The following is a 23,533-nucleotide window of genomic DNA, read 5'->3' as shown; positions in this document are numbered from 1 at the left end:
TGAATGTAATTTATATCGATTGTTAACAAAAGGTAAAGAAGAGAAACTGCGCAACATCGAAAATGTGTGGAGCGCATCAATGGAAGTCATCGTAATAGGCAGTGGTGTTATCGGCTTAACCTCGGCTTGGTATTTATCTCAGGCAGGCTGTCAGGTTACCGTGATCGATCGCCAGCCAAGCAGTGCGATGGAAACCAGCTTCGCTAACGCCGGACAAATCTCTTATGGTTACTCTTCACCATGGGCTGCGCCGGGGATTCCACTCAAAGCCATAAAGTGGCTCACTGAAGAGCATGCACCACTAAAAATAAAACCATCTCTCAGCCCGGAGCTTATCCGCTGGGCAACTCAGATGATGTCGAACTGCACTTTATCCCGTTACCAAATCAACAAAGCCCGAATGCTCTCTATCGCCAATCATAGCCGTGCGTGTCTGGAGCAGTTGCGCCGTGACCATGCGATTGAATACCAAGGACGCCAGTTAGGCACCTTACAAGTATTTCGCTCTCAAAAACAGCTCGATGCCATAGAGAAAGACCTTGAGTTACTAGAGCAAAGCGGTACACGTTTTCAGTTAATGGATGTCGAACAGTGCATCAAGCAAGAGCCAGGATTGGCATTAGTAAAAGAAAAATTGGTCGGTGGGTTATATCTACCTGATGACGAAACGGGTGATTGTTTTCAATTCTGCCAACAGTTAACAGAGCTAGCAAAAGCCCGTGGCGTAAGGTTTGAATTCAATACGGAGGTGAGTAATTGGGTTACTGTAGGCAAAAAGATCATGGGTGTCCAAACGGACCGTGGTTTGTTTAAAGCAGACCAGTTTGTCCTTGCCTCTGGCAGCTATTCTACAGCGTTACTCAAACAGCTTGAGATCGACATTCCTGTTTATCCCGTCAAAGGATATTCACTGACGGTGCCAATTGAATGTGAGCAATTCGCGCCTCGTTCTACCGTCATGGATGAAACCTATAAGGTCGCAATGACGCGTTTTGATGACCGCATTCGCGTCGCAGGAACCGCAGAGCTTGCTGGCTTTGATCCTTCGTTACCGCAAAAACGCAAAAATACGATTGAAATGGTGATTCGAGATCTGTTTCCGCAAAGCGCCGATTTTACTCAAGCCGAGTTTTGGAGTGGATTTCGTCCTATGACACCCGATGGTACGCCTATTATTGGCACAACACCTTACGAGAATTTATTTACGAACACAGGGCATGGCACGCTCGGTTGGACTATGGCTTGTGGCTCAGCTCAGATACTGACAGACGTCATCATGAACGCCATTCCCAAAGTGACAAATCACTCAGAATTGAACCTGAGTCGTTACGCCTAAACACCTGCAAACCATTTCAAATAGTGTATTACTCCACAAGTTGAATAGCATTCAGAAGATATGACTTTCATCTCTCGCAGCACATTTTCATGACAATGTGCTGCATATTCAATCAATTCATTGTTATTTCCAATAAAAACCACACAGATACATAACAAGAACCAATTTTTAACAATATTTAACCATTCTGTGTCCACCATCACGCTACAAGGGATTTTTAGTTAAAAAGGTTAACAATTGCATTACAAAAAAGGGTAATGTGTTGTACGAAAAACAACCACAACCATAACAAACAGGGAAAATACTCATGCAGTCATTAGTTGATTTTCTGAATGGAATTATCTGGAGTCCGGCACTGATCTATCTGTGTCTTGGCGCTGGTTTGTTCTACTCGATCATGACGCGCTTTGTGCAGATTCGTCACTTCTTTGAAATGTGGCGCTTGCTACTTAATGGTAAGAGTTCAACCAAGGGGATTTCATCATTTCAGGCTTTGGCCGTTTCACTATCTGGCCGTGTAGGTACAGGTAACATTGCAGGTGTTGCTGCTGCTATCGGCTTCGGTGGCCCAGGTGCAGTATTCTGGATGTGGGTTGTTGCCTTCTTTGGTGCAGCAACGGCATACGCAGAATCAACACTCGCACAGATTTATAAAGAAGAAGACGAAGGCGAATTCCGCGGCGGTCCAGCTTACTACATCGAAAAAGCAATGGGTCAGAAGTGGTACGCATGGATCTTCGCTATCGCAACCATCTTTGCATGTGGTGTTCTACTTCCTGGCGTTCAATCAAACAGTATTGGTAACGCAGTAGAAGCAGCATTTGGCTCAGGTGACATGATTGAAACCGCTATTGGTACCTTCAGTTTCGCTAAAATTTTCACTGGTACGGTTGTCTGTGTCATTCTTGCCTTCATCATTTTTGGTGGCGTAAAGCGCATCGCGAACTTCACTCAAATTGTGGTTCCGTTCATGGCGTTGGCTTACATCATCACCGCTTTCGTTATCATCCTACTTAACATCGGTGAGATTCCACGCATCGTTGGCATGATCATTGGTGATGCATTTACACCAATGGCAGGTATTGGTGCTGCGATTGGTTGGGGTGTAAAACGTGGTGTTTACTCTAACGAAGCAGGTCAAGGTACTGGTCCTCACGCAGCAGCAGCGGCAAGTGTTGATCACCCAGCACAGCAAGGTCTTGTTCAGTCATTCTCAATCTACATCGATACACTGCTAGTGTGTTCAGCAACGGCGTTTATGATTCTTATCACTGGCGCATACAACGTTCACGGTGCAGTAGAAGGCGCATTCCTAGTACAGAACCTCCCAGCGGATATCGGTGCAAATGGCCCTGTGTTTACGCAAATGGCGATTGAGAGTGCCCTACCAGGCGTTGGTAAGCCATTCATCGCAATTGCGCTATTCTTCTTCGCTTTCACAACAATTCTGGCGTACTACTACATCGCGGAAACCAACATCGCGTACATCCGTCGCACGGTAAAAGTAAACGGTCTGATGTTCATCTTGAAGGTCATTCTTATCTCAGCGGTATTCTACGGTACAGTTAAGACCGCGAATCTTGCGTGGGCTATGGGTGATGTGGGCGTAGGCCTAATGGCATGGCTGAACATTGTCGGCATTCTGATCATCTTCTTCATGTCGAAGCCTGCACTAAAAGCGCTGGCTGACTACGAAGAGCAACAGAAACGCGGTGTGACTGAGTTTACGTTCAACCCAGTAGCGCTTGGTATTAAAGGCGCGACTTACTGGGAAGAGAAGTACAAGCGCAAAACAGGTAAAGCACCAACCACAGACAACGATACAACAGAAACGGTAGAGCAACCATCTACCTAATGCTTCACTTAGCATCCTCCCCCAATGGGTTGGCAGGTATATAAGAAAAAGCAGTGGTCCGAACAACGGACATTAAAAAAGGGTTAGCCAGTGGCTAACCCTTTTCTTTTGCATTCAATTCGGAGCGATTATGCAGCGATTTCTTGCGTAGCAACTTGTGGCTTTTGCTTTTCACCAACAGGAAGTACGGTACGGCCGTATTCGTTGTTTAGTACTTGAGCCATTGCAAAGTAGATTGCGCTCGCGCCACAGAAGATACCTTCGAAGCCAGCGATAGTACCGATCAGCTCGCTACCAGTGAAGTCACGTGCCGCTAGTAGGAAGAACAGGATAGTAAGAGAACCGAATACTACTTGCTTCGCTACTGGGTAGCATAGAGAGCCAATGAACATGAAGCCAGTGAAGATACCCCATAGTAGTAGGTACCAACCCATGAAGTGTGCAGGGCTTGCTGGAAGACCCATGTAAGGCATTACGATTAGACCAACCAGTGTCAGCCAGAATAGACCGTAAGAAGTAAATGCAGTCGTACCGAACGTGTCACCACGCTTGAAGCACATCATGCCAACAAGTACTTGGCTTAGACCACCGTAAAAGATGCCCATAGCCAGAATCATAGAATCCATTGGGAAGAAACCTGCGTTGTGGATGTTTAGCAGGATGGTAGTCATACCAAAACCCATTAGACCTAGTGGCGCTGGGTTAGCCAGTTTTGTAGACATGTACATTACCTTTTCAAAAATGTTGATAAAAATTGCGCGCGAATTTTAATGGACTCAAAAACAAAAGAGAAAAGACGTTATTGAAAACTTAGATTGCACAAATAAGCAACCAAACGAATAAAAAAAGACCCTGCTAAAAAGCAGAGTCTTTATAGATAGTTAGACTATTTATTGTTCAATTACTGGCAAGAGATCTCATCCCAGAACCAATTGCTCTGTGTCGGTGATTCCCATACACCCGGTCCATTTTTCGCGATAAAGCATTTGCCTTGATAAGTCACTTTGTCGCCATTAGCCACTTGAGTCACACCTGGTTCCCATGCAATAAAGTCACCCGATACTGGTGGTTCAGTAACCGGAGGCTCTATCACTGGCGGCTCGGTGACAGGTGGTTCTGTTACAGGAGGCTCCGTCGTTGGCGGTTCAGTCGCTGGTGGCTCTGTTGGCGTACCTGAGACCAATTTCCAAGGGTCACCTTTAGTAGGCTCATTACCTTGTGACCACCACTTCGCTTCATATACAGCCCCCTTGTAAGAGACTTGGTCGCCCGTGTTATAAACCTTGCCTGCATCCCATGCAGCTACACCGCCTACAGGAGGGTCAACCGGATCGACTGGGTCTAATTTATCGACAACGCGAACTTCAGGCCAACCTGCATGAGATTGGTAGAAGTTAGTAACACACTTCTCGTAATCACCAGCAACCAGCGCGGAATACGCGGTTTGGAAGCCAACCAACTCACATTCAAATGAGTGACCGCCTGGGCGATCTGAGTAGTACTTCCAGTTGCCGTCCCAGTTGGTGTAAAGCACGTCAGTGGCACCGTTAAGGTTTAAGCTACCGTAAGGCGTTTGTTGCCAACAGGTATTGGTTTCATCAGCTTCGATAGGAATCTGATAGTGCGCCGCTAGACCTTCCCAGTAGCGAATGCGGTTAACTGGCTGACCTTTGTCTTTGTTTTGCTCACCACATTCAATACCGCCGTTGATGACGTTGATGGTGGTACCAAAGCCGTAGCCAATGCCCGCATCAATTTCACGCTGCGATGGCACCCAAGTACGATCAATCACGTGCAGCATTGCTGGTTTTGGCGCTTGAGGGGTTAAGAAGAACCAAATCGCAGAAGCTAAGTTCAACCATGAGTCAGCGACTAGGCCCGGATTTTTCAGCAATACCGATGCATCACCATCGAACATCACTTCAGAGAAAGCGCCGTAGTTAAAGTGGTAAGAAAGCTGTTTTGCACCACGACCGAAATACCCCTGACCAGGTTCACAAGGCCAACGCTTATTTTGCCAATCGTTCTGACCACAGCCTGTGGTGTAACCTTCTTGACCTTCAGACCATCCCATTTCACGCACGTGAACCAATGCTTGTTGCCACTCTTCCAGTGCAAGCGGGTTGTCCGATACGTTATCAACCGCAATGTGACCACCGGTTTCCTGAGCAAAGTGTGCAAATGCTGTCACGATGGATTTCTTACAAATCGCGTCTGAATCACGCCCGTCTGTGTACTCACCACAGAATGCTGGGAACTTACCGATCGCACGCAAGAAACGTGTGTAAGTATACTCTGGTGCTGCCATCTGAGTAAGGAAGTTCCATTCACTCTCAGGGAAGACACGTTCAACTCGCTTAACGTTTTCCGGATTGCTTGCTGCTCCTGGAACAATCGCTTCAACGACCGTATTTGGACGAGTCTCTAGCGCTTGTGACCAAATAGCATACATAGGGTCAGAAGTCTTACTTTGCTCCATAGCTTGGATGTCGCCACGAGCAATCACGTAACCATTTGGGTTTTGTGGATCAGGTTGGATATTCATGCTGGCATGAGCTTGTGCAGCGAGTACACAACCCAATGCGAGAGGCAGATGTTTGAGTGCAAACATGTCTAATCTCCGTATTTAACAATACAATATACAAGGAATAACTAGACACATAGTGGATCATGTAGAAAAAACGCCGAGTGAAGTGAATTAATTCTGCGACGCAAATTTCATAAATAAATACTGTTACACAGCGGGTATCACAAAAACTGTTACCTCGACTCAAAAGAAAACGGGGGATACTCCCCCGCTCTCATTTATTGCTATTGCTCTGCTGTTGCTTGCTCTAACGTCGGTGAAGATTGTTGCTTAGAGAGCACCAAATAAATGGCAAACTGCGCGACTATTGCCACCAGCACAATTACAGGAGAAGCCATTACCCCTGCCACTAGAAAGCTTGTCAGGGCGATAGCGCCGTTGAGTACCGCATAAGGCAATTGGGTTCTAAAGTGCTCATACTGCTCACAACCTGCACCCGTAGAGGACAAGATGGTGGTTTCCGAAATTGGCGAACAATGATCACCAAATAAGCCACCAGATAGCACCGCACCGATACACACCAATAATGGCGCATCAATCGCGACTGCGGTTGGAATGACCAATGGCATCATGATGGCAAAAGTCCCCCACGAAGACCCAGTGGCAAAAGAGATAATACCTGCCAATAGAAAAGCCACGGCAGGCAATAACCAATATGGGAAGCCAGCTTGTGCTTGCTCTGCAATGTAGGCCGCAGCGCCAAGCTCTTTACCAACAGAACTCAGTGACCAAGCCAGCACCAAGATCACCGCAACAGACATCATGTTCGACATCCCTTTTAGGTAAACCTGAATGCCATCAGAGAGTTTTCTCACGCCATAAAACGCCATCAGGCTGATCAAAGTGATTGCAGCAAAGAAATACGCCGACGACAGTGCAGCACGGAAAGTTGAGCCTGCGACTTTCTGAAATGGAAAACCGTGAGGAACCAATATTGAACAAAGCACCACAAGCATGACGAGCAGCGGTGCCCAAACAAAACTTGTTTTTGCATTTTTATGCTCAAACACATTCAATGAATCTTGCACTTTTCCAAAATCAGAACCCTGCTCTGCAAGCTGTTCGGCTTTCGCCATTGGTCCAAAATCCAGTTTGAAGAAAGAGACAACCGGCACAATCGCGATCGCTAAAAAGGCATAAAACTGGTAAGGAATCGCGCCAATAAAGGCATCCCAATCACTGATACCCACATCCAGTGCAGCAAACTCTTTTTGAATCAGGCTCATGATGTAAACGCCCCAACCAATGAAAGGGATCAGGATAGCCACTGGGGATGAGGTTGAATCGATGATAAAGGCTAGCTTCTGGCGAGAGACTTTCAGTTTATCAAAAAGAGGACGAAAAACAGGGCCAACAATTAACGGTGTACCAAGGTCTGAAAAGAAGATCACAACGCCGCCAAACCAAGCAGAAAGCTGCGCTTGGCATTTACTAGCAACCCATTGAGTGACCTTTTTAGCGAACGCTACGCCACCGCCAGATTTCTCCATTAGAGCAACAAAACCACCAATGAAAACCAAAAGAAGGATGACACCTGCGTTGTAACTGTCAGTCAGTTGCGGCAACAGGTAACTTTTCATCAGTGCGCTAAATGAATCGAGCGGACCTTTGTCAACGAATGTGCCTTCTAACATAGCCACACCGCTAACAACGCCAGCAAAAAGACCGACAACAACGTTTCTTGTAGTTAGCGCGAGGACTAACGTAATAATGATGGGGATGAGGGAGGTAACTTCTGCCTGTTCCATAGCAATACCAACTTTAATATTTAAACACTAAAAATGAATATACATTCAACAATCTCGCATGTATATATTTTCTAATAAAAAAGTTGAGACCTGCGTTCACACTTTTCAGGCATAAAAAAACCAGCCCGAAGGCTGGTTTTCAATTTGGTATATCTAACAGGAAATTATTCCCATTCGATTGTCGCTGGTGGCTTACCAGAAATGTCGTAAACCACGCGAGAAATACCGTCAACTTCGTTGATGATGCGGTTAGAAACCTTACCTAGGAAGTCGTATGGTAGGTGTGCCCAATGCGCAGTCATAAAGTCGATAGTTTCTACCGCACGCAGAGATACAACCCAATCGTACTTACGACCATCGCCCATTACACCTACAGAGCGAACTGGTAGGAATACCGTGAACGCTTGAGATACTTTGTTGTATAGGTCTGCCGCGTGTAGTTCTTCAATGAAGATAGCGTCTGCGCGACGTAGCAAGTCACAGTACTCTTTCTTGATTTCACCAAGAACACGAACACCTAGACCAGGACCAGGGAATGGGTGGCGGTAAAGCATGTTGTACGGAAGACCAAGCTCTAGACCGATCTTACGAACTTCATCTTTGAACAGCTCACGTAGTGGCTCAACAAGCCCCATTTCCATGTCATCTGGAAGACCGCCCACGTTGTGGTGTGATTTGATCACGTGCGCTTTACCAGTCTTAGATGCAGCAGATTCGATAACGTCTGGGTAAATCGTACCTTGAGCTAGCCATTTCGCGTTTTTCAGCTTCTTAGACTCTTCATCAAATACATCTACGAATACGTGACCGATTGTCTTACGCTTCTCTTCTGGATCCGACTTGCCTTCAAGTGCTTTTAGGAAACGTTCTTCAGCGTCAACTTTGATGATGTTCAAACCAAATTGGTCGCCGAACATATCCATTACTTGTTGACCTTCGTTTAGACGAAGAAGACCGTTATCTACGAATACACACGTAAGCTTGTCGCCGATTGCACGGTGAACCAGCATCGCTACTACCGATGAATCAACACCACCAGATAGACCTAGGATAACTTCGTCGTCACCCACTTGCTCTTTAATACGAGCAACCGCGTCTTCGATGATAGATTCAGAAGTCCATAGACGCTCACAGCCACATACGCCAAGAACGAAGTTCTCTAGCATTTGTAAGCCGCCTTTCGTGTGCGTTACTTCTGGGTGGAACTGAACGCCGTAGTATTTCTTCTCTTCGTTCGCCATCGCAGCGTACGGACATGTGTCTGTCTCGCCAACTTTCACGAAGTCAGCAGGAATTTCTACTACTTTGTCACCGTGGCTCATCCACACGTCTTGAGTTAGCTCAAGATCTTTAAACAGTGCAGATTCACCAGAAACTTTAACTTGTGCGTAGCCGAATTCACGTTCTGTAGAACCCGCTACTTTACCACCTAGCTGCTCAGCCATAGTTTGCATGCCGTAACATACACCTAGTACTGGCACACCAGAGTCAAATACGTATTGAGGAGCGCGTGGAGAGTTATCTTCCGTTACGCTTTCTGGACCACCAGATAGGATGATACCGTCTGGATTGAATTCACGAATATCCGCTTCTTCAACATCCCAGCTCCACAGTTCACAGTAAACACCGATTTCACGTACACGGCGCGCTACTAGCTGAGTGTACTGAGAACCGAAGTCCAAGATCAGAATACGTTGGTCATGAATATTTTTAGTCATTTTGAGCAGTCTTATAAGCTAGGTTATTAAAACGGAGGCGAGTGTACTCGCCTCTTATTAATGCTTCAAGGAAAAAAGCAAACGTTTACGTCGAGTGTATAGGTTTTATTTTTACAACAGTAAAAATTAACCGCGACGGTAGTTTGGTGCTTCCTTAGTGATTTGAACGTCGTGTACGTGTGATTCAGCCATGCCCGCACCTGAGATACGAACAAATTCAGCTTTAGTACGCATATCTTCAATCGTTGCAGAGCCAGTAAGACCCATGCTTGAACGTAGACCACCCATTTGTTGGTGTACGATTTCTTTTAGACGACCTTTGTATGCGATACGACCTTCGATACCTTCTGGTACTAGCTTGTCTGCTGCATTGTCAGACTGGAAGTAACGGTCAGATGAACCTTGAGACATCGCGCCAAGAGAACCCATACCACGGTAAGACTTGTAAGAACGACCGTTGTAAAGAATCACTTCACCCGGAGCTTCTTCTGTACCTGCGAACATTGAACCAACCATCACACATGATGCGCCAGCTACGATTGCTTTACAGATGTCACCAGAGAAACGGATACCGCCGTCAGCGATAACTGGAATACCGAATGAGTTCGCCACTTCTGCTGCGTCTGCGATTGCTGTTACTTGAGGAACACCAACGCCCGTTACGATACGAGTAGTACAGATTGAACCAGGGCCGATACCCACTTTCACTGCGCTAACACCCGCTTCGATAAGTGCTTTAGCACCAGCACCTGTCGCAACGTTACCGCCGATGATGTCTAGATCTGGGTAAGCAGCGCGAGTTTCGCGGATGCGGTTTAGTACACCTTCAGAGTGACCGTGTGAAGAGTCGATAAGTAGAACATCAACGCCTGCTTCAACTAGAGCAGCAACACGCTCTTCGTTGCCAGCGCCAGCACCAACGGCTGCGCCAACACGTAGACGACCGCGCTCATCTTTACATGCGTTTGGTTTACGTTCTGCTTTATGGAAGTCTTTCGCAGTGATCATACCGGTTAGTTGGAACTCATCGTTCACAACCAATACTTTCTCAACGCGAGCTTCGTGCATCTTCTCTTGCACTTCTTCACGTGTTGCACCTTCTTTTACTGCTGCAAGGTTTTCTTTTGCTGTCATTACTGAAGACACTTTCTTAGAAAGGTCAGTAACAAAGCGCACATCACGACCAGTGATAATGCCTACAAGCTCGTTGTTCTCTGTGATTACAGGGAAACCAGCGAAGCCGTGTTTTTCAGTCAGTGCAACAACGTCAGCGATAGTCGCTTCAGGGCTAACAGTTACTGGATCAGAAACGACACCAGCTTCAAACTTCTTAACTTTACGAACTTCAGCAGCTTGCTGCTCAATAGACATGTTTTTGTGGATAAAGCCAATGCCACCCTCTTGCGCTAGCGCGATAGCTAGACGAGCTTCAGTAACAGTGTCCATAGACGCTGAAATCATTGGGATGTTTAGGGTGATGTTCTTAGTCAACTGAGTGCGAAGATCAGCTGTGTTTGGGAGAACGGTGGAGTGAGCTGGCACGAGTAGTACGTCATCGAATGTCAGCGCTTCTTTGGCAATTCTTAGCATTTGCAATATCTCACAATTAGAGGAGTAAAAAGACAATCCAATCTCATCGTTTCGCATAATGAGGGTAACCAGTTTTAGGTTGTTGGCTACATTTGGATTAGATATTGCGGAGGGATTATACGGTTAACGCAATCGCTTGACCACAAATTTTTTAATTTTTTTCTTGCAATTACCCCCTTGATATGTATTATATTGCCGCTAATTTCCATACTCACGTCTACGGAATTAGCTGTGCTCTCCCAGACCAATCAAAACATCTTCACTGTTTCTCGTCTCAATGCCGAAGTGCGTCTGCTGCTCGAAAACGAAATGGGGATCGTCTGGCTTGTCGGAGAGATATCCAACTTCTCAGCTCCCGTCTCTGGTCACTGGTACCTCACTCTTAAAGACTCTCGCGCTCAAGTTAAATGTGCCATGTTCCGTGGTAACAATCGTCGCGTCACTTTCAAACCAGCTAACGGCAATCAAGTATTAGTTAAAGCACGTCTGTCTCTGTACGAACCACGTGGTGACTATCAATTGATCGTCGAAAGCATGCATCCAGAAGGTGATGGTCGTCTGCAACAAGAGTTCGAAGCACTTAAGATGAAACTGGCAGCAGAAGGTTTGTTTGCTCAAACCAACAAGCAGCCTTTACCTGAGCACCCAAAACGCGTTGGTGTGATCACCTCAAAAACCGGTGCAGCACTGTACGACATCTTAGACGTATTGAAACGCCGTGATCCTTCCCTACCCGTGGTGGTTTACCCGACCATGGTGCAAGGTGAAGAAGCGGCCATTCAAATTGCGCAGGCAATCGGCCGTGCAAACAGTCGTGACGAATGTGATGTATTGATTGTTGGTCGTGGTGGCGGTTCGTTAGAAGACCTTTGGTGCTTTAACAACGAAGTCCTTGCTCGCACTATTGCTGCAAGCCAAATTCCGATCATCAGTGCAGTTGGTCATGAGGTTGATGTGACAATTGCTGACTTTGTAGCGGACATGCGAGCGCCGACCCCATCAGCGGCGGCTGAATTGGTAAGTCGCGATAACAGCCACAAAGATCAAGCTTTGGTGACTCGCCAACATAAGCTAGCCAGTGCAATGCGTTACTACCTAGCGCAACAAAAACAGCAATCGGCTCAACTGATGCACCGCTTAGATCGCCAGCATCCAAGCTATCAATTGCAGCGCCAGACGCAACAACTTGATGAGTTGGACATGCGCCTACAACGCGCAATGCAACGATTCATCACAACGCGCCAACAAGCTGTTGAGCGTAAGCATCATCGCCTACAACTGAACTCACCAGTAAAGCGCTTGGCTGAGCAGAAGTCGAAGCTTGATCGAGTCGAGCAAAAATTGCTGGATGCGATGGACCGTAAGTTACTGACCATGCGCCATCAACTGGCCATCGCGGCTGAGAAGCTAGATACGGTAAGCCCACTGGCAACGCTAAAACGTGGCTACTCGATCACTCAAACTGAGCAAGGTCAGGTTGTTACTCAAGCGAAAGATGTAAAAACGGGCGACGTATTGGTCACCCGCTTATCTGATGGTGAGCTTCGCTCTACCGTTAACTGATTTTTTGAAACTCAAATCGAACTCGTGATTTCGATTTGAGTTCATTACAACTGTTGCAGAAATAGTTCGCCGCACCACAAGCTTGTAGCTTTTCTAGTTCAGCATCACAATCTGGACAAAATCCCACTTTCTTATAATCCGACTCACACTGATTACAGTGGTATTGACCTGTCCACTCCAGCTCAATATTGCATGTTGGGCAAATATTCGGTTGCATGGTTACCCCTAAAAACTTCTATTTACTGACTCACAGTCTAATCATACGGCAATCTTGTGCTTTGATCTTAATCACGCGCGTTTGGCACGCTTGTTTTGATACATCGCCACATCTGCTTTTTGAATAAGCTCTTGTAATACTGCGCGCTCACTCATGGTACTCCAAGCGGCACCTATACTGGCTTTTACTTTGTATTCCTCTAACTGGCATACTTGGTTAAGCTCTTGAACTAGACGGGTTGCAAAGTTTTGGTATGTATCCAAATCATGAAAGCAGCTGAAACCCACAAACTCATCGCCACCATAACGCCCTATCACTGAACATGAACGGAACGCTTGCTTTAAATGCTCAGCCACCAGCACCAAAACTTGGTCTCCGGTCTCATGCCCAAAGCGATCGTTGATGTACTTAAACTCATCGATATCAACGAAAAAGCATCCCACCACAGCGCTGCGTGCACATTTGTGGTTGATCTTGCGATCGACTTCGGTCAAAAGCGCACGGCGGTTGAAGCAGTGCGTCAGTGGATCGCGACTGGCGTGAAAATGAAGTTGTTCTTCTAGGCGATACTTCTCTAAGGCTACCGCATACAAAGCGGCTAGCATTTCGAGAACTTCGAGTTCATAAGGATGAGGTTCAGAAGGTGTATTGCTGTAAATGGCAAATGTCCCAAGCACATGGCCATCCGAAGCAATAATAGGCACAGACCAGCATGCACGGAGTTGAGCTTGTTGAGTCAGCTCAAGGAAAGCGGCCCAGTTAGCGTGATGATCAATATCACTAACGACCACGGTTTGCTTTAAGAATGCAGCAGCGCCACATGAGCCAATATCAGGTCCAATAGGGACGCCTTCAATCGCTTGATTGTAGAAATCAGGTAAGTGTGGGGCAAACTCCAAATGCAGTGTGTTGGTATCGGGGTGCAATCGTAAAATGGAAGCTTGCCTCTTCCCAAATAGGTGTTCACTTAACTTGATAACCTCATGGTTGAGGCTATCGCGTTCCATTCCCAGAGCAAGCTTACCTAAAAGACGATTGACTGCTCGGTGAGCATCTAACAGTCTATCTTTGTCCATTGTGGCGTATTCATATCGTTATTATGTTAATTAGCCTGAAATATAATAAATCTATTAATATGACACAGGTAACTAACTCACATTATGCGCACGCGGCACTATAAAAGATCGAATGCTGATCTTCGGATATTTCCCTTTTGATCAGCGATCACCCCTTAAAAGAATATTTATATAACCACATACCGAAAGCATAAGTTACATATTCTGTCTCTCAATTTTAATCAGAACTAAAAACTACACTTTCAAACAAAAAACCACGCAAACAGGATTTAATAAAAAGATCAGAATCCAAATTTAGCGTCTTACATCGGTGTGCATTTCGATAGTTTGTGAGTCTATTTCCACTAGTGTGACATGGATAGAACCGAAGTCACTCAAATGGCTCGCATGCGTTCCCCCACAAGGGATGACAGCAATTTCACTTTCACCTAAATCACATTGCCAATAACGTGAATCCGTAAGGTGTTCCCCATGGCAATCGACAGTGATCGCAACGTCTCTTTTTAGCCAATCCCCCAACAGAACATTCACCTGTTGTTCGATGCTTTTTAGGTCAGACAGCATATCTGCACTGTTTAACCCTCTTTTGCGGAGTGTTTTGCCTAAACGGTAGGTATCCAAACATTTATCTGGGGTAACAAAACTGGTTTCTTGCGCATAGCTGTTGAAATCGTAGTTACCATGCGGGTCTTTGCGGTCGGCATCTTTACGCCAATAGTTCTGCGCCAGCACCTTATTGAGTGCAAGGTATGCGATGTGCCCTGCGCTATGACCGCGACTTAGAGACAGTTGATATTCTTTATCTACTTCCAGCAACGCAATATCACCAGCATCAAACGTATCGGTGAATGGCAAGACATGCACGACAACAAACGCCCACCCTTCCGTATCACGTTTTACCGGAATAGCTTGGCCAACATATAACTCTCCGCTTGCTAGTTCTACAGCACCCACTTGGCAGTCAACCACATCAAAGCTCTTACCATTCACCGTCATCGTGCCTTTATCTGCTGGGTGATCAGGCCAAATATGGCTAACGGGATGAAAAGGCGTGACATCAGTAACAACGTGGGTAGCTTCTGATGTAGATTGAACAAATTGTACGTGCGCCTCTAACTGCCAAGTTTGATGACAGAAACGCGTCTTGGTTGCTGTGATTGTCATGTGTTGATTACTTCTTATGAAAGCTTTGAATAAAAAAATACCCAAGTCGAAACTTGGGTATTCATAAAATCTTAGGCGATTACTTGTTGCGGTTCTTCACTGCAGACATCATACGTTTGCGCTTACGCTCTTGAGAAAGAGTCAGCTTGCCACCACGGTTTTCATACGGGTTATCGCTGTTCTGGAAGTTAATACGGATTGGTGTACCCATGATTTCCAGAGACTTACGGAAGTAGTTCATCAAGTAACGCTTGTACGAATCAGGTAGATCGCGAACCATGTTACCGTGAACAACCACGATTGGTGGGTTGTAACCACCCGCGTGTGCGTATTTAAGCTTAATACGACGGCCACGAACCATAGGCGGTTGGTGATCGTCTGTAGCCATTTTCATGATACGAGTAAGAACAGATGTACCTACACGTGTCGTTGCCGACTTGTACGCTTCTTGAATCGATTCGAACAAGTGACCAACGCCTGTACCGTGAAGCGCAGAGATAAAGTGAATACGTGCAAAATCAACGAAACCTAAACGGCGGTCGAGTTCTTTCTTCACGTTCTCTTTTACATCGTTATCCAGACCATCCCACTTGTTTACCGCTAGTACGATTGAGCGACCAGCGTTCAATGCGAAGCCAAGTAGGCTTAAATCTTGGTCAGAAATGTTTTCACGTGCGTCGATAACCAATAGAACCACGTTTGCGTCTTCTACGGCTTTCAGCGTTTTAACAACAGAGAATTTCTCTACTGTTTCATTGATACGACCACGACGACGAACACCCGCAGTATCGATGAGAACATACTCGCGACCATCACGTTCCATTGGAATGTAGATTGAGTCACGCGTAGTGCCTGGCATGTCATATACCACAACGCGTTCTTCACCAAGGATACGGTTAGTCAGTGTTGATTTACCAACGTTTGGACGACCGATAATAGCCAGTTTGATTGGCTGGTCTTGCAAACGCTTGAACTCAGCTTCTGCGTCTTCTTCGGTGTAATCCTCAACCGCTAGCTCTTCATCTTCAAATTCAGTCAGATCTTCAATCTCACCTTCTTCAGATTCACTTGCCAGTAGATCATCAAAGAATGGCGCTAGAGCACGCTCAAGTAGCGCAGTTACACCACGACCGTGTGCTGCTGCGATTTGGTACATGTCGTCAACACCAAGCTGCCAGAAATCAGCACAAGCGGCGTCAGCATCAATACCATCAATCTTGTTTACCACCAGCATTGCTGGCTTTTCAATTTTACGCAGGTGCGCGGCAATCGCTTCATCCGACGGCGTTAATCCAGCACGACCATCAACAAGGAATAGCACAACGTCAGCTTCATCAATCGCTGCTAATGACTGCTGTGCCATTTTTGTTTCTACGCCTTCTTCTGTGCCATCAATACCACCGGTATCAATAACGATGAATTCGTGTTCTTCACCAAGACGAGCTTGGCCATATTTACGGTCTCGCGTTAGGCCAGGGAAGTCCGCAACCAACGCGTCACGTGTGCGTGTCAATCGGTTAAATAGTGTAGATTTACCTACGTTCGGACGCCCTACTAGAGCAACAACAGGTACCATAACAACCTCTACAATAATCTTTCTTCTGTAGTTATAGGTAACGACTTGCTTGATGCCAAATCAAACCAGCTTTTTACCTATAACCACGTCAGGAATAACGGTTAATAAATAATAATTTCAAACAACAAAACGGCTCCTAACTGTTACCAGCCAGGAGCCGAATGTGAATTATATCACGATATTATTCGTTAATGGTTAGTTTCTTTACATCGCCATTGCGAGTGGTAATCACGTAACCATCAGACAACAACGTCGGGCCAACAGCAAAACCACTGTCATCGACGTATTGTTGTGCAACGAATTCACCCGTTGAGCGGTCAATCCAGTGTAGGTAACCCAATGTATCACCTACCACTAGGTAGTTATCAACGATGACTGGCGCTGTAAGCTGGCGGTATTCCAACTTGCTGTTTTCCCACAACTCTGTACCACTACGAGCATCGACTGCCACGACGTGATCTTTCTCGGTGATCACGAAGATACGGCTGCCATCTGTCGCGATATCGTTCGCAGATGAGTAGTTGCGTTTCCAGATTGGGTTTGCACTACGCAAATCGATAGCGATAAGCTGACCGTTATAACCCACGGTGAAAAGAGTGCCGCCCAGTACAATCGGTGAAGAGTCTACGTCAACAAGACGGTCAATTTCGGTCGCACCTTTTGGTGTACCTACCGGTTGTTGCCAAATCAATTGACCACGTTCAACAATCGCTGCCGCTAGTCGGCCATTTGCCGTGCCCCAGAAAACACCCCCCCCAATCGCTGTCGGAGTACTATCACCGCGCAACGTTAGGTTTGGAACTTCTGTGCTCAATGCCCAGCGCTGTTCACCTGATGCTTCGTCTAGTGCAATCAACATACCGCGACTGGTGTTCACGATGATCATGCCTGAGTCAGCAACTGGTCTCGCTAACACTTCGCCACCGACTTCAATACGCCAGTTGATTTCACCTGTTTCTTGGTCAAGTGCAATCACTTCGCCATTTTCAGAGCCGATGTACAGGTTACCGTAAGCGGCAGTAATACCACCAGAAAGACGCGCAATCACATCTTCTTCTAGATCGGTTTGCCACTTTTGCTTGCCATCTTCTGGATCCAGCGCTTTCACTAGACCATCACGGCTTGCAACGAACAAGGTATCATTTGCTACAACAGGCGACAGTTTTGAGAAGTAATGACCTACACCATCACCAATCGATGCTGTCCATTTCGCACTTGGCGTAAACTCACTGTCTACCTGAGGTAGTGGAGCCATAACGATAGTATCTTCTTCGCTAGCACAACCAGCTAGAATTCCCACCGTTAATGCCCCTAATAAGGCTTTCTTAAAGACTCTTTTCATCCAATGCGGTCCTTATTTCGCCAGGTCGTCCAATTTCATTTGTAGCGTTGGGCTAGCATCTGCAGCTTGCTGAGCTTCAGTGTACGCCGCGTATGCTGCTTCTTTGTCACCTTGACGAAGAGCGATATCACCACGCTGTTCAGCAATACGACCAGTCCATACTGCATCTGTCACTTTATCTAGTTCTGCGTTTGCTGCGTCAAAGTTGCCCATTTCAGCTTCAATGCGCGCAATACGGTAGCTAATAAGTGGAGATAGCGCGGCATCTTTGGTGTTGCTTTGAGCCCACTTCAGTTGCTCAAGTGCTGCTGAAAGATCTTTCGCATCCACTTGTACTTTCGCTAGCTGAAGTGCTGCAAGTACTGAGTACTCTTTAACTTCGTTTGAATCGATGAACGCTTGAATGTCCGCTTGTGCGTCTGCACCTTTGGTTTGAAGAGCGTTCATTACTGTTGTGTAGCTTTGAGAAGCTGCTTCACTCGCCTGAATCACAGAATCCTGGTAGTAACGCCAGCCAAATAGACCACCTAAACCAACAACCGCACCGATGATGACGGCTTTACCGTTTTCCTTCCACCAGTCTTTAATGGCTTCAACTTGTTGTTCTTCAGTATCGTAAAGTTCCACTTCCTGTCCTCTTAAAACATGTAAATGGCAGCGAGGCTGCCATTGTCCCTATTTCGTCGAAAGGCTCCTATCTTGGGAGCCTTGGTATTACGAATTAGGATTTAATCTTTAGCTTATTAAAAGACTTAAATCAGTGCTGCGATCTTCTCAGCAACTTCTGCTTGGTTGTAAGTCTCTTGCTCACCACCCACCAAGTCTTTTAGTACTACGGTGTTTTCTGCAACTTCATTTTCGCCCAGAACCAATGCTACTACAGCACCAACTTTATCTGCGCGCTTAAACTGTTTCTTGAAGTTACCGCCACCGAAGTGACTCATAACACGAACGCCCGGAATAGCTTCACGAAGCTGTTCTGCTAGCTTCATACCAACCATCATTGTGCCTTCGCCTGCTGTCACAACGTAAACATCTACACTGCGACGAACGTCTGTTAGCTCTAGTGTTTCTAGCATCAGAACAAGACGCTCTAGGCCCATAGCAAAGCCAACGGCTGGTGTTGCACTACCACCCAATTGTTCTACAAGACCGTCGTAACGACCACCGCCACATACTGTGCCTTGAGCACCTAGGCTCTCAGTGATCCACTCAAATACTGTGCGGTTATAGTAATCCAGACCACGAACTAGACGCTCGTTAACTGTGTATTCGATACCTGCAGCGTCTAAAAGTTCACATAGACCTGCGAAGTGTGCTTTAGATTCTTCACCTAAGTACTCAGAAAGACGAGGTGCATCACCTAAAATAGCCTGAACGTCAGGGTTCTTCGTATCCAGAACTCGCAGTGGGTTCGTGTGCATGCGACGCTTACAATCTTCGTCTAGCACATCGATATGTTGCTCAAGGAATGCAACCAGCGCCGTGCGGTAGTCCGCGCGATCTTCTTGAGAACCGATAGAGTTAAGCTCAAGACGAACATGTTCATTGATACCCAGCTCACGCCATAGACGTGCCGTCATCATGATAAGCTCAGCATCAACATCTGGACCATTTAGACCGAACACCTCAACACCACACTGGTGGAATTGACGGTAACGACCTTTCTGCGGACGCTCGTGGCGGAACATAGGGCCCATGTACCATAGACGTTGTTCGTCACGGTTAATCAGGCTGTTTTGAATACATGCACGTACACAGCCCGCCGTACCTTCAGGGCGAAGTGTTAGGCTGTCTCCGTTACGATCATCAAAGGTGTACATTTCTTTTGAAACAACGTCTGTCTCTTCACCAACCGCGCGGCTGAATAGGTTTGTTTCTTCAACGATTGGCATGCGCACTTCGTTGTAGCCGTATGCGCTCACAGTGCTTTTTACTGCGTTTTCAAGTTTCTGCCACAGCGGAGACTGAGTTGGAAGGCAGTCGTTCATGCCTCGGATTGCTTGGATTTTCTTTGCCACAATTATTACCGTCGCTTAGTAACCCGAGCACACTTAGCGTGCTCAAGCTATGAGATTAATCTTCTTGTTTGATATCGATGCGGTTAGCTTGGTCTAATACAGACGCTTTCGCACGGATTTTCGCTTCTAGCTGGTTCACTAGATCATCGTTGTCGAAACGCTCTTTCTGACGTTTGCCGTCTTCGTAGAATGCACTCTTCTTATTGCTACCAGCTAAACCTAGGTGTGAAACCTCAGCTTCACCAGGGCCGTTTACGACACAGCCGATGATAGACACATCCATAGGTGTGATAATGTCTTCTAGGCGCTCTTCCAGTGCGTTTACTGTGTTAATCACGTCGAATTCCTGACGTGAACAGCTTGGACAAGCAATAAAGTTGATACCACGTGAGCGAATACGCAGAGACTTAAGAATATCAAAGCCAACTTTGATCTCTTCTACCGGATCTGCCGCCAACGAGATACGCAGCGTATCACCGATGCCTTCAGCTAAAAGCATACCAAGGCCAACCGATGACTTCACAGCACCAGCTCTTGCACCACCTGCTTCGGTGATACCTAGGTGTAGTGGCTGGTCAATCTGTTTTGCCAATAGGCGGTATGAATCCACCGCAAGGAATACATCCGACGCTTTCACACTGACTTTGAACTGGTCAAAATTAAGACGGTCTAGATGATCCACGTGACGCATCGCCGACTCTACCAATGCTTCTGGCGTTGGCTCACCGTATTTCATCTGCAGATCTTTTTCCAAAGAACCGCCGTTAACACCAATACGGATTGGGATGTTTTTATCACGGGCACAATCAACAACCGAGCGAATACGCTCTTCGTTACCGATATTACCTGGGTTAATGCGCAAACAGTCGACACCGTACTCCGCCACTTTCAGGGCAATACGGTAGTCAAAGTGAATGTCCGCCACCAGCGGTACAGACACTTGCTGTTTGATGAGCTTAAAGGCTTCCGCAGCATCCATGGTAGGGACAGAAACACGTACAATGTCTGCACCCACTTTTTCTAATGCTCGGATTTGTGCGACTGTGGCTTCCACATCAGTCGTGCGAGTGTTTGTCATTGACTGTACAGCAATTGGTGCACCATCACCAATTGGCACATCACCCACATAAATACGCGTCGATTTACGACGAATAATTGGAGATTCGTGTTGCATAATATTTATAACGGTAAAGTGAATCTAGCTACTTTGCCTGAAGTATACCCAGAAAGGTCGACAGGTTCACTTGCAAATGTCATTGTTACGCCTTCAGGTGCGCCTAATATCACTTTAAAAGGTGCTTTTCCGGCAAGTTCTACGTCTTGACCCGGTTTACGAGTGCCGCTAACCAGAGTTTTGCCGTTTGCATCTTTTACTTGAATCCAACAGTCTGCTTTGAACTTCATCGTTAGCAGCGTCATACCTTCTGGTACAACTGGAGCCGCAGGCTCTTCTGTTTCTTGAGCATCCTCAATCACCGCTACCGGTTCTTGAGCCGCTTCCTCAGTCACTTGTTCTGTCGCGGCAGCAACAGGCTCAGTTATATCACCTGCAGCGCTCATTGCCGTATCCGCTTGAGAAACCACAGCTGGCGCAGCTGATACAGGTGCAATCTCTGCAGGCGTGCTTGCGATAAGTTCATCTGCGCTCATCTGATCGATGTCAGCGTCATCAGCAACTTGTTCTGTTTCTGCGGTCTCTGCACTTAACTGAGCAAGGCTGTTCTCTTGTTGGTTTTGCCACCACCACGCACCAGAAATACCAGTGATAACGATCGCAATCGCCCAAGTTAACAGCATAATGCGGCTGTTATGTTTCTCGTGTTTGGTTTTACGAGAGAAGCTCTGCATTTCTGTTTCTTGTGGCTTAACATGCACTTCAGATGTTTGCTCTAAAGCTGCCAAAACAATCTTTTCATCGAGACCAACGAGTTTTGCATATGAACGCAAATAGCCACGAGTGAACGTGGTGACTTGTTGTTCCTCAAATCGATTGTTTTCAATATCTTCAATAACAGAAACGCGAAGTCTAAGGCGATCAGCAACGTGCTTCTGAGTCATGCCTAGAGATTCGCGTTTGTTTTTTAGCAACGTGCCTGCTTCCATCGAAAGCGGCACTTCATTGGTTTTTTCGTGTTCTGTCATAATGGCGGTATTTAATCTGTTTGGTGGCTAACACGGTTATTTATTTTCGTTTTTGTTCTAATCAAGCCTAACTTAAAGATAGCTAGCCTAAACGTGTTAACCAAAATAATCTTTTAGAAATTCTCAGTGTACAAAGTAAGAATGCTCGTTTTGCAATGGTTCAGCAAAGCGTATTGGAAAAAATACTGAGAATTGTCAGTGTCGTAGTTATATTTCACTTACCATGATAAGCGAATGTTTAACGAAGACAAAAACTCTTTGCTCTCAAATTAACAGATAGCTCAAGCTTTTGTCCAAAAATTGACACAACAAAACGAAATTAGCGCCAATAAGTCTGTAACCATCGGATTACAATTCGCACGTGACAAACAAAATAGCCAGAGCATAAGGCTCTGGCTATTTTTCTATTCTCTGTGAATTACACCGCTTTCACGTCAATGGTTTCTGCACCACGTGCCGCTTTTAGCGCTGCTGTACGTTTAGTTCGGTCAATAACATCACCGACTAACTGACCACACGCAGCGTCAATATCATCACCACGTGTTTTACGAACCGTTACTGTGTGGTCATATTGCATCAATGTTTTTTGGAAACGGTCAATACGTGAGTTGCTTGGTTTCTTGTAAGGAGAACCTGGGTACGGGTTAAACGGAATCAGGTTGATCTTACATGGCGTATCTTTCATTAGCTCCGCCAACTCACGTGCGTGGTCCATGTCATCGTTCACATGATCAAGCAGTACGTATTCAACCGTTACTTTACCGCGGTTCGCGTTTGAAGACGCAATGTAGCGACGTACAGATGCTAAGAAATCTTGGATATCCCAACGGTCGTTGATTGGCATGATTTCACTACGCAGCTTATCGTTTGGCGCATGTAGGGAGATCGCTAATGCGACATCAATCTTACCCGTCATCTGATCAAGACCAGAAACCACACCTGACGTTGATACAGTAACGCGACGCTTAGAAAGACCGAAGCCAAGATCATCAAGCATGATTTCAAGCGCTGGGATTAGGTTCTTCATGTTAAGAAGTGGCTCACCCATGCCCATCATCACGACGTTAGTGATTGGACGGCGACCGGTTTCTTTTTGCAAACCGATTTCACGAGCAGCACGCCATACCTGACCGATGATTTCAGATACTTTTAGGTTACGGTTGAAGCCTTGTTGAGCAGTTGAGCAGAACTTACATTCCAATGCACAACCTACCTGAGAAGACACACACAATGTCGCGCGATCATCTTCAGGGATGTATACCGTTTCTACGTCTTGATCGCCCACTTTCATCGCCCACTTAATCGTGCCGTCTGAAGAGTGTTGCGCTTCTGCTACCGTCGGTGCTTTGATTTCACACTTGTGTTGCAGTTTTTCACGTAGCTTCTTGTTGATGTTCGTCATATTGTCGAAGTCATCAACACCGAAATGGTAGATCCACTTCATAACCTGATCCGCACGGAACGCTTTTTCGCCTAGCTCTTCCGCGAAAAATTGACGCATGCCTTTGCGATCAAAGTCGAGTAGATTGATTTTTTCAGTGGTCATGTTGCCTCTCAATGACTGAAACAAGAATAAGGGCGCGAATTGTACAGCCTTT

At 46.2% G+C, this 23,533-nt stretch carries 18 protein-coding genes; 3 read left to right on the top strand and 15 right to left on the bottom strand.

Going from position 1 to position 23,533, the window contains the following annotated elements; genetic code table 11:
• The first annotated feature begins 79 nt into the window (after positions 1 to 79).
• Positions 80 to 1,336: a D-amino acid dehydrogenase gene (locus tag VCHENC03_RS15820; protein WP_009705591.1), complete on the top strand. Its 1,257-nt coding sequence runs from the start codon at positions 80 to 82 to the stop codon at positions 1,334 to 1,336.
• A gap of 307 nt (positions 1,337 to 1,643) precedes the next feature.
• A complete protein-coding gene (locus tag VCHENC03_RS15825; protein WP_009705590.1) occupies positions 1,644 to 3,191 on the top strand; it encodes an alanine/glycine:cation symporter family protein in 1,548 nt (515 codons plus the stop codon).
• Positions 3,192 to 3,319: 128 nt separating this feature from the next.
• On the opposite strand, the gene VCHENC03_RS15830 is transcribed toward VCHENC03_RS15825, so the two are convergent.
• From VCHENC03_RS15830 to guaB, 5 genes are all read right to left on the bottom strand, one after another.
• Positions 3,320 to 3,913, bottom strand: a complete 594-nt coding sequence (locus VCHENC03_RS15830; RefSeq protein ID WP_009705589.1) for an acetate uptake transporter — start codon at positions 3,911 to 3,913, stop codon at positions 3,320 to 3,322.
• Positions 3,914 to 4,092: 179 nt separating this feature from the next.
• Positions 4,093 to 5,802: a glycoside hydrolase family 19 protein gene (locus tag VCHENC03_RS15835; RefSeq protein WP_009705588.1), complete on the bottom strand. Its 1,710-nt coding sequence runs from the start codon at positions 5,800 to 5,802 to the stop codon at positions 4,093 to 4,095.
• A 200-nt stretch (positions 5,803 to 6,002) separates the two neighbouring features.
• Positions 6,003 to 7,526, bottom strand: a complete 1,524-nt coding sequence (locus VCHENC03_RS15840; RefSeq protein ID WP_009705587.1) for a Na+/H+ antiporter NhaC family protein — start codon at positions 7,524 to 7,526, stop codon at positions 6,003 to 6,005.
• Between the two features lie 164 nt (positions 7,527 to 7,690).
• Positions 7,691 to 9,244: a glutamine-hydrolyzing GMP synthase gene (guaA, locus tag VCHENC03_RS15845; RefSeq protein ID WP_005447693.1), complete on the bottom strand. Its 1,554-nt coding sequence runs from the start codon at positions 9,242 to 9,244 to the stop codon at positions 7,691 to 7,693.
• 126 nt (positions 9,245 to 9,370) lie between these two features.
• Positions 9,371 to 10,834, bottom strand: a complete 1,464-nt coding sequence (gene guaB, locus VCHENC03_RS15850) for an IMP dehydrogenase (protein WP_005447694.1) — start codon at positions 10,832 to 10,834, stop codon at positions 9,371 to 9,373.
• Positions 10,835 to 11,065: 231 nt separating this feature from the next.
• Here guaB and xseA point away from each other — a divergent pair, with 231 nt between their 5' ends.
• On the top strand, positions 11,066 to 12,397 hold the full coding sequence (gene xseA, locus VCHENC03_RS15855) for an exodeoxyribonuclease VII large subunit (RefSeq protein WP_009705586.1): 1,332 nt from the start codon (positions 11,066 to 11,068) through the stop codon (positions 12,395 to 12,397).
• Here the strand turns inward: xseA and VCHENC03_RS15860 are convergent.
• From VCHENC03_RS15860 to VCHENC03_RS15905, 10 genes are all read right to left on the bottom strand, one after another.
• A complete protein-coding gene (locus VCHENC03_RS15860) occupies positions 12,390 to 12,614 on the bottom strand; it encodes a zinc ribbon domain-containing protein (RefSeq protein ID WP_009705585.1) in 225 nt (74 codons plus the stop codon). The genes xseA and VCHENC03_RS15860 overlap by 8 nt on opposite strands.
• Before the next feature lie 71 nt (positions 12,615 to 12,685).
• On the bottom strand, positions 12,686 to 13,690 hold the full coding sequence (locus tag VCHENC03_RS15865; RefSeq protein ID WP_009705584.1) for a GGDEF domain-containing protein: 1,005 nt from the start codon (positions 13,688 to 13,690) through the stop codon (positions 12,686 to 12,688).
• A 294-nt stretch (positions 13,691 to 13,984) separates the two neighbouring features.
• Positions 13,985 to 14,854: a metal-dependent hydrolase gene (locus VCHENC03_RS15870; RefSeq protein ID WP_009705583.1), complete on the bottom strand. Its 870-nt coding sequence runs from the start codon at positions 14,852 to 14,854 to the stop codon at positions 13,985 to 13,987.
• A 79-nt stretch (positions 14,855 to 14,933) separates the two neighbouring features.
• Positions 14,934 to 16,430, bottom strand: a complete 1,497-nt coding sequence (der, locus tag VCHENC03_RS15875; protein WP_005440296.1) for a ribosome biogenesis GTPase Der — start codon at positions 16,428 to 16,430, stop codon at positions 14,934 to 14,936.
• Between the two features lie 181 nt (positions 16,431 to 16,611).
• Positions 16,612 to 17,772: an outer membrane protein assembly factor BamB gene (gene bamB / locus VCHENC03_RS15880; RefSeq protein WP_009705582.1), complete on the bottom strand. Its 1,161-nt coding sequence runs from the start codon at positions 17,770 to 17,772 to the stop codon at positions 16,612 to 16,614.
• A 12-nt stretch (positions 17,773 to 17,784) separates the two neighbouring features.
• Complete coding sequence (locus tag VCHENC03_RS15885; protein WP_009705581.1) at positions 17,785 to 18,399, bottom strand: YfgM family protein; 615 nt, start codon at positions 18,397 to 18,399, stop codon at positions 17,785 to 17,787.
• 125 nt (positions 18,400 to 18,524) lie between these two features.
• Positions 18,525 to 19,793 carry a histidine--tRNA ligase gene (gene hisS, locus VCHENC03_RS15890; protein ID WP_005424690.1) on the bottom strand — a complete coding sequence of 423 codons (1,269 nt, stop codon included), beginning with the start codon at positions 19,791 to 19,793 and terminating at the stop codon, positions 18,525 to 18,527.
• 55 nt (positions 19,794 to 19,848) lie between these two features.
• Complete coding sequence (gene ispG / locus VCHENC03_RS15895) at positions 19,849 to 20,967, bottom strand: flavodoxin-dependent (E)-4-hydroxy-3-methylbut-2-enyl-diphosphate synthase (RefSeq protein WP_005424674.1); 1,119 nt, start codon at positions 20,965 to 20,967, stop codon at positions 19,849 to 19,851.
• 5 nt (positions 20,968 to 20,972) lie between these two features.
• Positions 20,973 to 21,935: a cytoskeleton protein RodZ gene (gene rodZ / locus VCHENC03_RS15900; protein ID WP_009705580.1), complete on the bottom strand. Its 963-nt coding sequence runs from the start codon at positions 21,933 to 21,935 to the stop codon at positions 20,973 to 20,975.
• A gap of 418 nt (positions 21,936 to 22,353) precedes the next feature.
• Positions 22,354 to 23,481 carry a bifunctional tRNA (adenosine(37)-C2)-methyltransferase TrmG/ribosomal RNA large subunit methyltransferase RlmN gene (locus VCHENC03_RS15905; RefSeq protein WP_009697672.1) on the bottom strand — a complete coding sequence of 376 codons (1,128 nt, stop codon included), beginning with the start codon at positions 23,479 to 23,481 and terminating at the stop codon, positions 22,354 to 22,356.
• Positions 23,482 to 23,533 lie beyond the last annotated feature (52 nt).

This window comes from Vibrio sp. HENC-03 (assembly GCF_000305755.2).
Taxonomy (GTDB): domain Bacteria; phylum Pseudomonadota; class Gammaproteobacteria; order Enterobacterales; family Vibrionaceae; genus Vibrio; species Vibrio owensii.
Note: the sequence above shows the minus strand (reverse complement) of the source record. Positions and strands in the feature narration are given on the sequence as shown.

Coding starts and splice junctions, on each gene's coding strand:
- VCHENC03_RS15820 (WP_009705591.1), top strand. CDS start 80: ATGGAAGTCATCGTAATAGGCAGTGGTGTTATCGGCTTAACCTCGGCT.
- VCHENC03_RS15825 (WP_009705590.1), top strand. CDS start 1,644: ATGCAGTCATTAGTTGATTTTCTGAATGGAATTATCTGGAGTCCGGCA.
- VCHENC03_RS15830 (WP_009705589.1), bottom strand. CDS start 3,913: ATGTCTACAAAACTGGCTAACCCAGCGCCACTAGGTCTAATGGGTTTT.
- VCHENC03_RS15835 (WP_009705588.1), bottom strand. CDS start 5,802: ATGTTTGCACTCAAACATCTGCCTCTCGCATTGGGTTGTGTACTCGCT.
- VCHENC03_RS15840 (WP_009705587.1), bottom strand. CDS start 7,526: ATGGAACAGGCAGAAGTTACCTCCCTCATCCCCATCATTATTACGTTA.
- guaA (WP_005447693.1), bottom strand. CDS start 9,244: ATGACTAAAAATATTCATGACCAACGTATTCTGATCTTGGACTTCGGT.
- guaB (WP_005447694.1), bottom strand. CDS start 10,834: ATGCTAAGAATTGCCAAAGAAGCGCTGACATTCGATGACGTACTACTC.
- VCHENC03_RS15860 (WP_009705585.1), bottom strand. CDS start 12,614: ATGCAACCGAATATTTGCCCAACATGCAATATTGAGCTGGAGTGGACA.
- VCHENC03_RS15865 (WP_009705584.1), bottom strand. CDS start 13,690: ATGGACAAAGATAGACTGTTAGATGCTCACCGAGCAGTCAATCGTCTT.
- VCHENC03_RS15870 (WP_009705583.1), bottom strand. CDS start 14,854: ATGACAATCACAGCAACCAAGACGCGTTTCTGTCATCAAACTTGGCAG.
- der (WP_005440296.1), bottom strand. CDS start 16,430: ATGGTACCTGTTGTTGCTCTAGTAGGGCGTCCGAACGTAGGTAAATCT.
- bamB (WP_009705582.1), bottom strand. CDS start 17,772: ATGAAAAGAGTCTTTAAGAAAGCCTTATTAGGGGCATTAACGGTGGGA.
- ispG (WP_005424674.1), bottom strand. CDS start 20,967: ATGCAACACGAATCTCCAATTATTCGTCGTAAATCGACGCGTATTTAT.
- rodZ (WP_009705580.1), bottom strand. CDS start 21,935: ATGACAGAACACGAAAAAACCAATGAAGTGCCGCTTTCGATGGAAGCA.
- VCHENC03_RS15905 (WP_009697672.1), bottom strand. CDS start 23,481: ATGACCACTGAAAAAATCAATCTACTCGACTTTGATCGCAAAGGCATG.